Below are 15,927 nucleotides of genomic sequence, written 5' to 3' on the forward strand. Positions count from 1 at the left end.
CTCGCCTAGTGCCGGAGAACGTAAGCTCAACGTATTGAACGTATGGCCCACCGGCGTAGCGACCGCATTACCGCGGTCCCACTGGATGGTTCTGGCTTGGTCAGCGGCGGAGCATTCTATCGAGAATGGCGCCGCGAATGTCGGCATAATCATCGGTCCAGGGCGCTACGCGCGAATCGGGATCGAGGAGCCTCCATCCCGGCCGCGCCGGCAGATCGCCGAGATCACGCACATCCCGAGCAAACACAACCACTTCCGCGGGGACTCGCAACTCGTCGTCGACCGTGTCCGTCGGAAGCGGACCTTTGCCGTAGGCAACGAGGCCCTCCGCAATGCCGATCGCAGCCGCTGGCCGCCACAGCGCCATGTAGCGGTTCGAGATGTGCAACACGATGACACCGTGCGCGGTCAGGCGCGATAGATACCCAATGAAGGCCTCGCGCGTCAGCAGGTGCACGGGAATCGCATCGGAGGAGAACGCGTCGAGCACGATGAGATCGTAGCGATCCGGTGACGCCGCCAGCGTCAACCGTGCATCTCCCAACACGACGCGCATATCCGATCCGCATGTCGAAAAAAACCGGAACAGGGTCGGATCGCGTGCGATGCGGTCCACATGCGGATCGAGCTCGAAAAACGTCCATGTTTCTCCATCTTGTCGATGGCAAGCGAGACTGCCGGTGCCGAGCCCAACCACCGCGACTCGGCCCAACCGCCCCTGCGCGGCGCGCGACGCTGCGATCGCGTCGCCGATCGGGCCGCCGAAATAGTAGTACGTCGTCGGCTCGGGGCGGCCGGTTAGCGGCGTTCCATCCGCAATGCGTACGCGTTCGGCGCCATGCAGGGTCGTCCCATGCATCAGTAGCCGGAACTGGCCCGTGTTGTCCTCGACAACGCGATGCACGCCGTAGAAGCTGCGGACTTGCTCGATACGCGGGAATGCGGGATCGAGGCAAGCGGTGACAAAGGCGAGCACCGCGAGGCCGAAGAACCACGCAGGTTGCCGCCGGACCAGCACCATAGCGCCAGGCAGGAGAATTAGCCCGATCTCGATCGGCAGCACGGCGTTTGCTGGAACACGAACGCGAAGCCAAATGAGGGTAGCGGCCAATGTCGCCAACACCAGACCGCTGCCACTCTGCCGCAGAAACCGACCAGGCCCACCTGCGAACGTTCCGGGCATTGCCAGCAGCGCAGCCAGGATCAGGATTGGATACTCGGCGATGCCGTTGAACACATGCGGTGCGATCAGCCCGGCGAAGATGCCGCCAATCACACCGCCAAATGAGGTCCACAAATAGAATTCCGTCAGCCGCGCTGGCTCCGGCCGACGGCGATAGAGTTCGCCATGACAGGCGAGTGCCAGTACCACGAAGCTCACGAGGTGCACCGCCAGCAGGACGCTCAAAAACGGCCGAATTACCGCAGACCCGGTGGCAGTCAGGGCCACCGCAGCGAACGGCACCAAACTCAATACACGCCCGTGCGTCACCCATGCACGGTCGCGGAAGATCGCCACAAAGGTCAGAAGATAGAGCGACAATGGCAGAACCCAGAGAAATGGCGCTGCCGCCAGGTCCGCCGAGATCGCAGCCGTGACGGCGACCACGAGGCCGGCCGGAATGGCGGCGAACACCGTCCACATTCCGCGTTCCGCCATCGTAGGAGCCGCGACTTTGGCCGGGTCTGGCGTGCCGATCGAAGGTTTGTCTGTGCGGGCGACGATAACCGCCGCCACCGCAATGAGCATGATCAACAGCACATAACCGAACGACCACGTTAGAATCTGTGTGTGTAGCGTAGACAGCGGCTCGACAATGAACGGGTAGGTCATCAGGGCCACGAACGATCCCAGATTAGACGCCGCATAAAGAAGGTAGGGGTTTGCCGCATGCGGATGACCGCTTGCTGCGAACCAGTGTTGCAGCAGAGGTGCGCTCGCGGCGAGCGCAACGAATGGAAGACCGATCGATGTGGCAAACAACGCCAACAGCCAGAACTCGAGCCCGGCCTGCGGCGCAGTCTCGAAGCCATGAGCGATGCCGATCGGCAAGGTGGTTGCAGCAACTGCCAGGAGACCAATGTGAACCAGCGCCGAGAGCGCCAGCGACAGCGTGCGGCTGAGAAGATGCGCGTAGGCGTAGCCGAGCAACAACGCCGTCTGGAAGAAAATCATCGCGATCGACCAGACCGCCGCGGCACCACCGATCCGAGGCAGCACCATCTTGGTAAACATCGGTTGGATCGCAAATAGCAACAGCGCCGACAGGAACAGCGCCCCAGGGTATAACACCGGCGCGAAACGCCCTGCCCGCGCTCGCGTCAGTCGAAGATTAATGTCGTTATCCAAATGCATGCCGTTCCGGTGAAATTAATCAAGTAAGCGGCGCAGAGCTATCGCCATAGTTATAGTTATTGACTTCGGGAAAAGGCATATCAACCTACTCTATCTCGAAGGACCTGAATCCCGGAAGGCTTAACGCTGGCCGCTGAGAACCTAAGCCACAGTATGACGACTCTATCATTCTCAGGATGCAACGGGCTACGGCGGGGTACCGCAATAGGGAAGGCCATCTCGTTATCCGACAGCACATCGCGTGTTCGACCGGATGTGCATCGAGCGCGTACCACGGCGGCAACGATATTGGCCGGCTGCCGGTCACTTACGACTAGTTCATGGAATACAGAATCGATCGGCAAGCGATCGCGCCGGCAATCCGCGAACTAGAGGCTCTGGGCTTCGTAGAGATCACTCAGCGAGGGTAACCGAGCGCGGGGCGAATTCCGCTGGCCGGCATGTGCCCTCGGAGATATGCCTGGGTGCTGACCGCGATCCGGTCGCGTCGGATGTTATGCTGCTCGGCGTGATAGGGCGCCGCCGCGGTTCAGTTCGCGCCTGCAATGAGGAGCAGGTTATTGATCACAGGCGTGGAGAGGAATGCCGCCACAAGCGCGATATTGTAGACGTTCTTGCTGTGCCAAAGCAGCGCCATGACGACGAGCGTGGCTCCTAGTTTTGGGATCAACCACCAGACGCCGAACCATGTCTGAACCGCTTGCATGAACGGATTCGCCTCGCGAAATCCAAGCTCCAGAATCTTATTGGTTGTTGCGATGTCGGCGCACCCAAAAAATAGAACGGAGAGCACCAGAAGAACTTTAACCCAATTCATTTTCAGCCCTCAGTCTCGACGGCCCGGCAGTTAAAGATCCTGAAATTAAAGCTGATTTACTAATTATTTGTTTAAGCGCGAGATTTGCAACGGTAAGCGGCCGAATAAGTTACGAGGTTGTCTGCTCTCGCTATGATCCATATTCGAACGCCAAAGCGGTATCGATAAATCAGCCGGAAACGCCCTTGCTGAAGCTGATCACTTCGTCCCAATCGAGACGCGTGTCGACCCAGCAATCCCAATCGGGCGGATCGAGGCAGTCATCAAGATGCTGGACCCCACCTACAACCAGGGGCGGATCGCGGCAAAGCGGCGGAAGCCTAACCTGTGGTTCAAGCGCGGCACCTACAGGCGAGCGCTGGACGTGCTCAGGACGGCTACGGAGCCGATAACGGCCCCGGAGATCGCAGTGGCTGTGCTGGCTCTGCCCATGGCGTGCAGGACGCCTCCAGGGATGACGACCAGGGTATCGCGCCGGGTAACTGAGCAACTAGTCACCGACTTTCTGTTCGAATCCAAAGAAGCTGCCCAGGGGCAGCGGCCGATAATGGCGGTCGTTCGCGCATGGAGCCCCCGGATCGGGTCTGACGAACAGAGCCCGCCGGTTCACGCCGGGGGGGCCGGGGCGGCGCGCAAAAAAGGCAATCGACGGAGGCTAGGGATACGGCGTAGACTACGTGGACAATGGTCAAGGTCGATCCTTACACCATCGTCTTCTTCGCGATGGCAGTCTTTTTCTTCCTATTGCGCAGTGTCCTCAGACTCCGCACTGGGAGCGAACGGCCGCCTGTGACCGACGTCTTCTTCTATCGCCTCTCTATTATCGCAGCCGTTTTAGGAGCGGTGTTTTATGTCGTCGACAAAGTTCAGCTGTCTTCGCGGCTCGAAGCCGCCTTACCCCCTATCGCCGCACCTACTATAGCCGCACCTGTTGAATCGGCTTCGGTTGCGGACAGCGTGCCGATCTATCCAGCTAACAATGGCACGTCGGCAATGATAGACGTGGTATTGGGTGTCCAGCCGCTTAGGATGCTGTTGGATACCGGCGCAACAACGTGCCTGGTGTCAGAGGCTATCGCTGCCAGAATTGTACGCGATGGTTATGGGGTCCGGAAGGAAGCTGTTCGCTTCAAAATGGCGGATGGCACGATCCGCACCCTGCCAACCCTTCTCATCACGGAGGTGCAGATTGGTCGGCATACTGTCCGCAACGTGTGGGCCGGCATTTCATCTACAGGTGAGACGCTATTAGCCTTCCCCGTAGTCAATGCCATCGCTCCATTCACAATCGACACGCGAGCCAGGTTATTGATTTTTCATACTTCCTCCAACTCAACGGGCGGTCACTTTGCTGCATCCACAACTGCGGCGCCCACCATCATCGGATAGGGAAAAGTACGCCTCGGGCTCGAAAATATAGCGTCCCGGCGGCTCCCCGTTCTTCCAGCATCTGGGCCCTGAAATTCCCGATCTGTATCCCCAACGGTCCCGTCCCAGAGGAAGCGTGCGACGATCAGGTTGCTGATTTGCTAACGGCGGCCTCGGCTTTCCCGCGTCGGGCCGTGAGGCGTTCGAAGAGAGGGACTTGGCCGGCTACCTGCAAACGAGCGTTACCAGCAAACTGCGCCGACTGCTCGATCCGCCGCCGAAGCAGAAGCGAGCCTACAGGTAAACGGAAGCGAGCTAGTTAGTTCGCGCCGGTGATGATGAGCAAGTTGTTAAGTACCGGCGTGCAGCACAGCGCTACCACGAGAGCGATGTTGTAGGGGTTGTTGCTGCGCCAAAGCAGCCACATCATGATATATGTCAAGCCGAGCTTCGGAATGAGCCACCAGGGACCGAGCAAGGTCTGAGCGACGTGCATGAACGGGTTCAATTCGCCGAACCCGAGATTAAGGATTGTGTTCGTGGTGAAGAGATCGGCGAGTCCGAGAAGCAAGACGGAAAGCACCAGGAGCGTCTTGGCCAAATAACGTGGGCCTAGAATGATCTCGTAAGCGAAAGCGACGCCCTCGGGGTCGTTCTGCTTGAACCAAACCTGTGCAGTCTCGTTGGTCGCAAAGACCTTCAGGTGCTCCGGGTCGCCAACGATTTTGCTCGTGTCGGTATAGATCCAAACTTTCATTTCATCAGCTCAAACAGTTCGAGTACATCGGCAAGCCGTAGCTTCGTGCCCTTCGTCATATGCTCCAAGAGCATGTGCCGGGTATTGGCCGCAATCGCGTCACGTTCACCTGATCGTACTCGGCGTGGAATGCCCGCATATCTCCGGCAAAATTGGCGGGCGACTGCGGGCGGGATTTCGAGCGGCTTTCGGGTAATGGGCATGTCCGGAGGATAGGCATGCCGCACTGGTTTGGCGAATCGGCAAGGCTAAACAGTTGCCAGGTCGCCATAGGTGCGGGCATGTCAGAACTTCGGAGTGGGATTGGATTTGACAGCTTGTTGGACATCCAAGGCGGGCTGGCGGCCGCCTCCACGATCGGGCGGGACCGTCGCTCCGTGTGGGCTGAGAGCGGCGGTCCCTCATCGCGCGATATGCATGGTCGGGATGAGGGGGCGGGTCGGCCAATCCCACGACTGGCACATCGTAAATCGACAAATGCCCGCGGCAATTGCCATCTAGCTAGCCAGCGGGATCTAGCGGGAAGGTCAACTCGCGGCGCAAAGGTGGTAGCGCGCCGCACCAATTGCGAATATCCGCCACCGTAAAAACACGGGAATTTCGGGTAAGGAGATAGGGGCGCTTGGCCGCACATTGCGGATGGTATCAATCTTGTCACGAAACTAAAATGCTAGGATTGGAGAGATCGTCAGTCGATATGCGATAAGCGCTTCGAGGAGTTTTTACGTGCAAGTCATACGAAATGGATTTCTATCGCTTCTGGCCTTAGGAGCGTTGACCCTGGGAAGTCACGCGCAAAAAACTCTGGTCGCAGCATTGGAGTGCGATTTTCCGCTCGCCTCCAATGATGATTGGAGCATGGCCGCATCGACCCTGCAGTACTACATCGATACAGCAAAAGGTTGGAGAGTGAACGAAGATTCCTTCTCCTTCGATGGCCCGGCAATCATTAACGTCGGTGGAACGGATCACGCAGCTTCGCTTTCGATCACTATTTCCCGACAGTCAGGCAAAGCTACCAAAACCCTGTCGTCGGATGGGAAATCTCTTACAGCCAGCGGGGAATGCAGAAAAATGGAATCGTCCGGACGTAAATTCTAAGCGTACCCGTCGGCTCGTGCCGGTTCTAACCCGACGGGCGACCAGACGCATTGGGCGGCCAGCGACCCTCGCGACCTTGAGGCGAGGTCGTCCGGCATTGGCGATCTTGCCTGCATGAGCAGGCAGCACGCAAGACTGGCAACAGGGGAGCATGGGCTGATGAAAACCGTGACCCAAAGGCTCGGCCTGCAGATCCCGGCAGGGATTGCTTTAGCGGCTGCGGCCGTGGAAACATGCGGCAAGCGATGAAACCTTCCGCCTGGTCTGATCGGCGCTGACAACGCAGCGGCGGAAGATGTTTTTGAGGATGCCATGGATCAAATGCGAGCAACCTTTGCTCGGATGATCACAATGCGCCCCACGACTATCGAGGGAATGCGAGCGATAGCCTCGGCGGTTTGCCATTTCGAATGGGATGGCGATGTCGAGTCCACCGAAGGGGCCATCGAAGGCGCGGCGCTCGCCGTGCTGGTCCACGCGGAGATTATTGGGCACGACCTTGCCCTCCGGCGTGATTCTGAAACTGTGTCCGTTTCGGCAAGTGAGATCAGATATCGCACATGACGCAAACGCGGCGGCCTCGGGGGAAGGGTCAGAACGACCTCACCCGCATTTCGGGCACAGAAACTTTTGTCAGCAGGTATTGTTGGAGACGCCATCGGGCAAACCTCGAAAACTACGCCGCCGGGCTCGAAACGTTTTGTCCCGGCGCCGGAATTTCAGCTGGTCAGCAATGCCAGCGCCCGACGATAGGAGGAGCGCCGTCTCCGCCGCATTGAGGCGGATCAATGCAATGAGAGCATGGCGATCGAAACGAGAACGGCCGCGTTGGGCCCGTCTTGCCGGAGTGATTTGTAGGCGTCGGTAATGCGTTGATTTTGCTGTTATCAGCTGGCGGCGGCTTGCAACAGGGAAATGGGCACTGGAACGAAGCCGATCCGATACAGAAGCCCTTATTTTACCGGCACAAGTAGTAGCGATCCCGGCAGGATTCGAACCTGCGACCCGCGGAGCAGAAATCCGCTGCTCAAGGACCAGACTTGGTCAACCACCGATTGACCACAGAAACCACGGCTGCGAAGTCCAGCATTTGCAGATGTATTCGTAAGGTGTGGCCTGCAGGGGCTTCAGCAGCCGAGCGTAGTTATGGCCATTGATGAGGTCGGCAAGGTGAGCTTCGAGCTGACTCGGAAGGCGGGCGAACAGCTCGGCCAACTGGACGAGCCCCGAGAGCGGTGGGAAAGCTCTTCGCGCGCTCGGCCTCCCTAAGCATGGGTTGTTTCTCCGAAAGATGGCGCCGAAGCGCTAGTCTGGGGATCGATGCCTCCTGATCTCCCTGATGAGCAGCAATCGTCTCGCCTGTGCGGCATTGAGCAGGCCCTCGAACAAGACGAAGACCTCGCGCGCCTGGACGTAGACGTCGGTGTTGATGGAGTGCTGATCGAAACCGTACGACGCTAGACGCGCTTCGATTTCGGTCGTGGCAACAGGATCGAGCCGCCAACTCAGCGCATTTTGACGTGTGTAGTACTCGGCCTCGTCCTCGAACTCAGGCGCGATCCCGGCCATGTCGATATGGCGTAAGGCGGCCTCAATAGCCTTTTGCCGATAGGTCGTGAGCAGACGGTGGCGCAGGACGCGGTAGCGCTGGATCTCCCAGGAGAGTTCGACGACGTCGATCGCGAGCAGCCACTCGACGGCAGAGCGCGGCGCCAAATCAGCGAAGATCGCCGCGCGTAGCGCGTGGTAATGGTCAAGGCGTTCACCGGGGAGCAGCAGGGGAGGCGGTGCCAACACCTCAAACTCGACCGGCAACTTTGTTGCGGTTAGCTCATGCGCGGCTTGGAATGGCCCATTCATTGTGGGGAGGCCTCCGATCCCTGGCGTGCGGGACCGGCCGCGCTGACGACGGCGGCGTCAAGTGGGCTATGGATCGGACTTGCCGCCCACAGGTCATGCGCCACCTGCAATGGAATGATCTGCAGGTTCGCCCACCAGGCCCTTTCGTTGCCCTGTCGATGCAGTTCTTGGTGATGGGCGCGGCATAACGGAACGGTGTACTCGTCGCTGACCTTGCGACCGAGAGCCTTGGGTTGGGCGAATTTCAAATGGTGAGCGTCGGTGGGGGATTGCCGACAAACAAGGCAGGGTTGTTCTCGGACAAACATGAGGTGCGCTTTGCTGCGCCTGCGGGGCAGCTCCTTGGGATACGCCAATCCGCCCGCCGGCGCATCTGTCAGGGAAGCCGGCACCGCGGCCTCCGTGGCGGCAGAAGGCTGTGGGAGCTGCTCTGGCACTTGGTCTAAGGCGGGCGCCTGTTCGACCATCCCGGATCGGTCGGCTTCCTGAAGCTTGGTCAGATACACGGCCTCGACGAGCTTGGCGTCAGACTCCAAAAGGCTGTTCTTGAGCGGAAGGCTGGCCTTGGCCCAGGTGACCAGGTCGTCGCCGGCAAACAGGACCGAGAGCTGGCTCAACAGCCGCTCCCGAAGCTCGGCCGACTGCGTCGGATCCAGCACCGGCGCGCGATTGAGAACGCCCTTGGCGGGGGTGGCCTTCGCACCAGCGGGTGCTTGCGGCGCCGCGGCCGGCGTGCCCGCCACCGCGTCGGGGGCGTCGAGATCGTCCTCGCCGGCAATTCCGACCAGGGCAAAGAGGGCATAGCGGCGGGCATAGGTGAGCGCCGCTCCCATGCGGTGCGGCGCCTCGACGTCTTTGACGGCGCAGACCGGCAAGTCCGAGGAAATCCATTCCCCGGAGGCATGAGCGAGCAGGGTGGTGAGGTGGATGTGGCCCGTGGTGGTCTCGATCCGGGTGGTCTGAATGGTGGCGATCTCATGCCGGCTTAGGGTCTTACGCACGATGTCGAGGCCCGAGGCGAGCGAGGCATAGCGGAAGGTCCGATCGTCATCGCGCAGGAACGGCGAGCGGATCACAGCGGTCAAGGTCTTTTCCGGGTTGGTCAGTTCGGCCTGCGCTTTGGCGAGCGCGGCTGCGATCGCGCCGATATGTTCACTGGCCTGATGCATCGACGCGCTCCATCTCAAGCGGGTCAAAGCTGATGGCGCCGGATTTCGCGCGCTTGGCACGAATGCCGCAGCCGAACGCTTCCTTGGCATCCTCCGGCACAAGCTTTTTCAACTCGGCCTTCGCCCGCTCGTGGTCGCCATGGGCGACGCGGGTGCGGAGGTAACTTGCCGCACATTCGGCCCACAGGTTGGAGGCGGTCATGTCGACGACCTTGACGGCCGCCAGGCGCGGGCGCGGCGCCTCGCTCCCGAACAGGGCCGGCGGCTCCCCGGTTCGTACGCAGCGCCAGAATTTCTTCTCCGCGGTCAGCAGAAGATGCTGGTAGAGCGGGTCGGCATGCACGGTGATCTCGATCCATTTGCCGCCACCGGTGATCACCGAGAGCACCGCCGACCTAGCCGCGATCACCCACATATTGTGCCGCAGCTGCGCCATGTGCTTTTCCGCTGCTGCTTCCTCACTAAAGGCCCATGGCAGCATGAACTTGGCTTCGAACACCGCGCCGGTTTGTTCGACGATGCCGTCGAGCGTTGCCGCCATCCATGCATGGACGGGATGACGCACGCGCTTCTGGATGTCTTTCAGGGTCTGGCCACTATTGCGTTGATACCAGCTACGATTGAGTTCTTCGGTGGCGGTGCCGAGCTGGACGATAAGGTTGTTGGACAAGTCCTCCGGCTCGCTCTCGCCGCGCTTTTCGCGCCACAGGCGGATCAGGTCCGCCTCATCATTGCCCATGATGATACGAGCATCCGAGCCGCCGATAAAATGACGGCGATCAGCAAGGTTGAACTTGACGAGCTGGAATCGTGGCTCTGTTACGCCACTGCTCTGAATAGCACTCACCGGTATCTCCCGTTATGAACAGCGCGGCGATGGTTGCCGCACTGCGCAAACCTCGCGGGATGCGAGGTGAGATAACGGGGCCATTTCTGTGCCCGGCCGACTCAGTAACGCTCCGTTTGCCGCGGAAGGCCAGTCCTTTCTGCAGCAACAATCTTGCTCTTTTGCCCGCCAAAGCTTGATGCAGATAGCGAACGGAGCAAGGTGGAAGCGTGACCGCTAAAGGAGGACAAGAGGGCATGGCGTCAGTTCGACAAATCAAAGCCAATCGGAGAAATGCCAAGCAGAGCACGGGCCCGAAGACAAACCAGGGAAAGGCCCGGTCAGGCCGGAATGCGCTCCGTCACGGGCTGTCGCGGTCGAAGGCGTATGAGAGCACGGGGGTTAACGCGCTAACGCACGCAATTCTCAATCGATTGGAGCAAGAAGGGCGGCCGTTCGAGCCGGCCGCCATCGTGAGCGCCCAGCAGGAGCTCGCCCGCGTCCGCACGGCTCGTTACGAATTGCTCGCCGCATTCCTGTTGGCTCCGAACACGGCGCTAGCAAAGCGAATTCGCGGCCTTGCGCGTTACGAAAGCACAGCCTTTGCAAAGCGGAAGCGTGTCATCCGGGCCAGCAGGAGCAGGAGGGCGCCCGCAGAAACAACTGGGCTTCCGACAAAAACGGAGCGTTCTTGCAGCGAGGCATAGAGGGCCAACACCGCCTCGACGTTGAACTCTCTCTCGACTGAACTTCGTGAGCTATCCGCTATCCGCGATATTTTTAGTTGCACCATGGATCGAACTTGACTGAAGCAAGTGCGTGATCGTTCACTTGGGCCATACCTATTTGGCCACTTCCGTTCGGTTCTAAAGGAATGCCATTGTAGAATGCCAAGTGCGTTCCGTTCGCTTCTAGAAACGTCGGTCCATACCTGTACTCATCCCATGATCCTCGGGTTACGCCGGAAAGCCAAAGCGGTTTTGCTGTCGCGGGGACCAACCGGCCATCCTTGGCTCTGCACAGTAGCTGCCACTCTAGCCGCTGAGGAGCTGACTTTGCGTCGAGTACAAAGAATTCTTTGCCTCCGATCATAATGCGTGCGGACGTATAAAAGCCGCGCTCGCCGACTTTTCCATGAACACTATAGACAGACCGGCCAGCCGTCCAAGAGATGCCGTCATTCGAGATCGCCTCCAACAAGGAGAACGACGTGTCGCCGTCTTGAACAGAATAAATGAGATTTAGTCCGCGTTCTGACGGCCACAAGACGGGCCGCAGGCCATGCTCCCTGACAATTGGCTTGTCGAGGGTCCAATTCCAAAGGTCGAGAGAATGCGCTGCGAAAATGCTATCGTAAGCCTTTCCGCGTTTGGCTGCTGCCGAGAATACCATAACGTAGCGATGCCGGACCGCGTCGAATATCACCGAAGGGAAGGCGTAGTTGCCTTCGAAAGGAAGTTCATCTTCTCGAAAAAGCCAACCATGTCGATCCCATGTACGACCGTCGTTGCCTGACGTCGCAAGCTTGATGCGCCAACGTGAATCCGTGCCGAACGCGGAATAGAACATGAAGAGCAGTCCATGGCTCTCGATAACCGCAGGATATTCGACGTGGACTCCATCCTCGCCCGGCATAGTCGCGAGAATCGGCTGCTCGCTCGCTCCAGTCAGGAAGTCGAAGGTGCCGCGAGCATCAAATGCCGCTGGCGTCTGCGACGCGGACATTTCCCAGCGTTCAGCAAAGTAAGTCAGTTTGCTTGAACCAAATTCGCTCGCGAGCAATCGTACTAAGGTGGCATTGTCCGCAAAATATCCGGGCTCAATCGGAGGGTGAGTGGGAGCCGACTCTAATGCAGCTCGGAGCAACTCGGAGGAAATTGTGCTCACAGACTTGGCGTCTTGATCGGAGCGCTCAGCCGGAATCGAGGCCACATCAATGTAGACCCCATGCACTAGAAGCTGAAGCTTTAGGGGGGCTTCGGGTATGCCTCGGAATGTGACGGCGATTGTTGCGGGGCCGACGGTGTCGTCCCTGCCTGCGGTCACGGAAAAGGGAGCGTGGTCATACCGACCTAGGTGTGGCACGATTTCCCGGACAGTGGCACCTGCCACGATGCGCGAGGTGCCCCAGTTTTGATATGTTTGATTGAGCCAGATGTAGCTCTCGTGATTGCGGTCGTCATCACCGTTTGCGCCGACGTCCAGGGAGACGGATCGACCGGTCGCAAATGTCCAGGTAATGGAGTCGACCAGGGCTGGAGAGTCTCCGCGCAGATGGAAGAGTAGTTCGTTTCGCTTCGAAGCCAATGAGTACGCTGAAACGGGAAAGGGATAGTCCGGGCTCGTCACATCGTAGCGTGCTATGTTGGCTTCCCACCATGATCTGGCAAGCTGGAGTAAATGCGCCGCCTGCGGATCTCCGAACACCCGGCTAAAATCGGCAAGCGCGAGCGTCGCGATTGCGCCGCCGTTGAGGACGCGAGTGGGCGTGCTGACCGGGTATTCTTCAAATTGCACGCCGTCGCTGTCGAAGCGAGCAAAACCTCCTTGTTCTATAGGCAGACTGAACGTTGCGGCGATCGCCCGCGCTCGGTCAGCGTAATCGGCTTTCTTGGTTGCGACGAACAGTTGCGTATTTAAAGCTAGCGCCAAACCTTGAGAGAGTGCGGAAATCCACGGGCTCTTGAGCGAGTATGGCCAGGGGCCGGTGTAATCGAACTCGAAAGGATAAAGGCGCAGGTTGTCGTGCTGTTGGGCCCTGGCGTCTAGGCGAGCTGCATTGACTTCCGCATCGGCCACTCGATTAGCCGCTATAGCACTTAGCCCCTCCATAGCAAGAATAGTCGGCGAATTCAAAAATTGACCTGCCGGCCCATCTGTCTCTGACGCAACGCCTGCGACTTTGCGTCGGTATACTTCCAATTGAAGCGGACTTAGTCGTAGGAACTCCATCAGCGCGCCCGCTGGCGCCGGCTCCGCTTGAGTAGCTGGCGCCAACTGCACGAGAAAGAAGATGAAGAAAAAGAAGCGCAGTCCAAGCTTCATGATCTGCTCATGTTTCGAACGGGCATTAAGTTGAGTTGGCACGACAAATAACTTGAAAATCGCTAGGGGGCCATCCAGCATTTCGCATCGGTACGCGGCATATTTGGCGATGTCATCGATCGAGACGGCGACGACTTTGCCTGTGAGCGGAATGTGTCGCTTCGTCATACCGCCTGCGCCGTCCACGGCTGCTTTTGCATGAAGTTGCGCGTAATCTGATCGAGCCACATCGTATCCAGGTGCGATCGGCGTGCGAGTCGTCCTCGAGCACCATCTTAATACTGCAAATGCATGTGGTTGCCCCCCGTCGAATGGGCGCCCGAATAACGGTAAAGACGCAGCCGAAATCGAGCTCTGCCCGATGCCAGCTCCAGTCTAGTCCAAAACGCTAAGGAGTGGGCGTTGATCTGACGACATCGTTCTCGCCGCAGGCCAACAGCACCTTCTCAACGTCGATTTCATCGTGGGGACGACGTTTGAGCTGGCGCAGGGTCATCGGGTCGATGATGGTCGTGTGCGGGTCGGCAACAGCCCGCGGTAAGCGTTCGGTCTGCGCCTTCCGATCGAGCTTGGAGCGGCTGGCTACCGCGAATTCGAGCCGTCCAGCATCTCGTCGGATAGTCCAGGAGCCATCCGTTAAAATGCCGGATTCGATGCCCTTCAGGAACGATCTTGAAGTCCTTCCAACAGCTGCTCAAAGCGGTTAGCTTCGCGATGTCGTTCCTCGATCGACAGGAGCCCGCCGGCACAGTGAGAACAATCGGCGACACGGAAAGATTCGAAGCCGAGGTCATGCTTCGCTCTGGCACTCATTGTCCAGGGTCTATTACCGTCGGACCCGTGGGCAGTGGAGGTTTTCCCCCGGAGGTCGCCGTCAGCGCGACAAGCCCGGCCGCCTAGGAAGCGAGAGCTAGTCTGCTGCAGGCGGAAAGAATGTGAAGGCGTATCAAGGAGCTCGAGACCGCAGCGCCTCCACAAAGCCGTGATCAGCGCGGCGGCTCGTACGGCATGTCAGACAGGAACGACGCGGCCATTGTCTTGAAGAACGGATCTCCCGTCAGTGAGTAGAGGTCGTTCTGCTGGTTGATCGTGCGGCTCGGACCGTAATCCAGCGAATCGCCGTAAAGATCATAGTGGTTGGCTTGACCTGGGCGCCGGTACGATTTCACATAGCGCTTGATCGTGGTGATCCCGGCCCGGGCGAGCAGGCAGGCCTCCTCATCCTTGGTCACCTGGCAATAGTCGACGAGCGCGAACGTCATCGTGATGTGGCCGTTGAGCACGTGAGCTTTCTTCGTGCCTTCGAGCGGATATTCCTCGAACCACAGGAACTGGCTGCTGTCGATGTAGGACGTCCATTTCGACTCGACGCCGTCGAGAGCCCTCAGGCCGCGGACTAGGCCGGTCGCGAGATCAAGGAAGCGTTGGTCGTGGGTCTGCCGATAATAATAGACCGACGCCGCGATCACCGACGCTGCGCCATGGGCGCTGACCCAGCCATCGTGGAGCTCGTGATCGTAGAACCCGAAGCTAAAGCGATAGGTCACGAGATCGCCGTCTCGAGTAGGAACCAGATACTGCTTGGTGCGCGCAAGCAGGAAGTCGACATAGCGTTGGTAGATTTCCGGGCGCTCACCCGTCCGGAGGTGGTTGGTGATACCGACGAGGTTGTAGAAGACCGTCTCCGGCGAGAAGGCCTGCCCGCGATCGATGGCCCACGCGCGTGGCCAAGGGTAGGGCAGCGTGCTCTCCGGATCGCCCTCGGGCTCGGGCTGCCATTTCGTTGGCAGCCCGGTGATCCCAAAGTGCTGGAGGTCGACGTCGAGCTCGAAGGTGAATGGCGCTGTCTTGATTCTGCGGCCCTGCCACATTGCCGTGGTCAGGTTCGGCATGTCGGGAGCTTGGTTGACCTTCAGCAACTGGTCAGCGTTCTCTTCAATGCGCGCGAGTTGTGCGGGCAGCGCGGTGACGAGCTTGGTGGCGCTGGCGAGCGCCTGGTTGTTCCGGTCAACACTGGCGTCAAGCGCGCGAACCGTTTGGGTTAGACCGTCGGCGGCCAGCTGGGCGTTCCGATTAAGCAGACCCTCAATGGCGTGGTACTGCTCGCTCTGAGTTATAGCGAGTGCCTCAAGCCGCTTTGCCTGGGCGTCCAGACGATCAATCACCCTGTGATCGAGCGCGGTTTCTCGGCCGGCCCAGCCAGCCGCACAACCTGTCGCAAAGGCGAGCAGCAAAAAGGCCCAAATGCCGAACTTTTTTACGATCTGTTCCATGAGATGTGTTCAAAGGCCGTTTGTGCCTACAAGCACAAGGTGAATCAGTGAAGCCCCACTATCGTAGTGGTTGACGGTTGTCGTTCAGCCTAGCCAGTCTTTGTGACGCCAGTTACCGCAAACCCAACCCAGGCAGCCTTGTCGGGTTAGGCCCCCGGCGGTATCTGGGCCGTGATCTGCGAAGCGACCCGAAAGACAGATTGCCGCCCGATCAAAAACGGGACGGCCGTGCCGCTTGCGAGGCGCACCATCCCTAACCCGCGTCGAAGTCACGACCTTTAGTATGTGCGAAAAACCGAGAATGACCTCATACGCCAAGAACCCTGACGTCGCAATGATGCCGATTACCGAAAGC

At 59.2% G+C, this 15,927-nt stretch carries 11 protein-coding genes; 2 read left to right on the forward strand and 9 right to left on the reverse strand.

Annotated features, from left to right (window positions below; all coding sequences use genetic code 11):
- Nucleotides 1-100: 100 nt before the first annotated feature.
- Complete coding sequence (locus G6P99_RS18370) at nucleotides 101-2,356, reverse strand: fused MFS/spermidine synthase (protein WP_165123077.1); 2,256 nt, start codon at nucleotides 2,354-2,356, stop codon at nucleotides 101-103.
- A gap of 529 nt (nucleotides 2,357-2,885) precedes the next feature.
- Nucleotides 2,886-3,173 carry a DUF5658 family protein gene (locus G6P99_RS18375; RefSeq protein ID WP_205751500.1) on the reverse strand — a complete coding sequence of 96 codons (288 nt, stop codon included), beginning with the start codon at nucleotides 3,171-3,173 and terminating at the stop codon, nucleotides 2,886-2,888.
- Between the two features lie 684 nt (nucleotides 3,174-3,857).
- Between G6P99_RS18375 and G6P99_RS18380 the strand changes: the two genes are divergently transcribed.
- Nucleotides 3,858-4,562, forward strand: a complete 705-nt coding sequence (locus G6P99_RS18380; RefSeq protein ID WP_205751501.1) for a retropepsin-like aspartic protease — start codon at nucleotides 3,858-3,860, stop codon at nucleotides 4,560-4,562.
- A gap of 298 nt (nucleotides 4,563-4,860) precedes the next feature.
- On the opposite strand, the gene G6P99_RS18385 is transcribed toward G6P99_RS18380, so the two are convergent.
- Nucleotides 4,861-5,298: a DUF5658 family protein gene (locus G6P99_RS18385; protein WP_165123079.1), complete on the reverse strand. Its 438-nt coding sequence runs from the start codon at nucleotides 5,296-5,298 to the stop codon at nucleotides 4,861-4,863.
- A gap of 726 nt (nucleotides 5,299-6,024) precedes the next feature.
- On the opposite strand from G6P99_RS18385, the gene G6P99_RS18390 reads away from it, so the two are divergent.
- Nucleotides 6,025-6,399, forward strand: coding sequence for a hypothetical protein (locus G6P99_RS18390; RefSeq protein ID WP_165123081.1), 375 nt, complete (start codon nucleotides 6,025-6,027; stop codon nucleotides 6,397-6,399).
- Between the two features lie 210 nt (nucleotides 6,400-6,609).
- On the opposite strand, the gene G6P99_RS18395 is transcribed toward G6P99_RS18390, so the two are convergent.
- The 6 genes from G6P99_RS18395 to G6P99_RS18420 form a co-directional block, all read right to left on the reverse strand.
- Nucleotides 6,610-6,894 carry a hypothetical protein gene (locus G6P99_RS18395; protein ID WP_165123083.1) on the reverse strand — a complete coding sequence of 95 codons (285 nt, stop codon included), beginning with the start codon at nucleotides 6,892-6,894 and terminating at the stop codon, nucleotides 6,610-6,612.
- A gap of 810 nt (nucleotides 6,895-7,704) precedes the next feature.
- Complete coding sequence (locus tag G6P99_RS18400; RefSeq protein ID WP_165123085.1) at nucleotides 7,705-8,259, reverse strand: hypothetical protein; 555 nt, start codon at nucleotides 8,257-8,259, stop codon at nucleotides 7,705-7,707.
- Entirely contained in the window at nucleotides 8,256-9,428 is a 1,173-nt protein-coding gene (locus G6P99_RS18405; protein ID WP_165123087.1) for an ERF family protein, read from the reverse strand. The genes G6P99_RS18400 and G6P99_RS18405 overlap by 4 nt, the downstream gene beginning before the upstream one ends.
- Nucleotides 9,412-10,266: a YqaJ viral recombinase family protein gene (locus G6P99_RS18410; protein WP_246709874.1), complete on the reverse strand. Its 855-nt coding sequence runs from the start codon at nucleotides 10,264-10,266 to the stop codon at nucleotides 9,412-9,414. The genes G6P99_RS18405 and G6P99_RS18410 overlap by 17 nt, the downstream gene beginning before the upstream one ends.
- A gap of 768 nt (nucleotides 10,267-11,034) precedes the next feature.
- Nucleotides 11,035-13,467 carry a D-glucuronyl C5-epimerase family protein gene (locus tag G6P99_RS18415; protein ID WP_165123091.1) on the reverse strand — a complete coding sequence of 811 codons (2,433 nt, stop codon included), beginning with the start codon at nucleotides 13,465-13,467 and terminating at the stop codon, nucleotides 11,035-11,037.
- A gap of 818 nt (nucleotides 13,468-14,285) precedes the next feature.
- A complete protein-coding gene (locus G6P99_RS18420; protein WP_165123093.1) occupies nucleotides 14,286-15,572 on the reverse strand; it encodes a D-glucuronyl C5-epimerase family protein in 1,287 nt (428 codons plus the stop codon).
- Nucleotides 15,573-15,927 lie beyond the last annotated feature (355 nt).

This window comes from Bradyrhizobium sp. 6(2017) (genome assembly GCF_011058295.2).
Classification (GTDB): Bacteria; Pseudomonadota; Alphaproteobacteria; order Rhizobiales; family Xanthobacteraceae; genus Bradyrhizobium; species Bradyrhizobium septentrionale.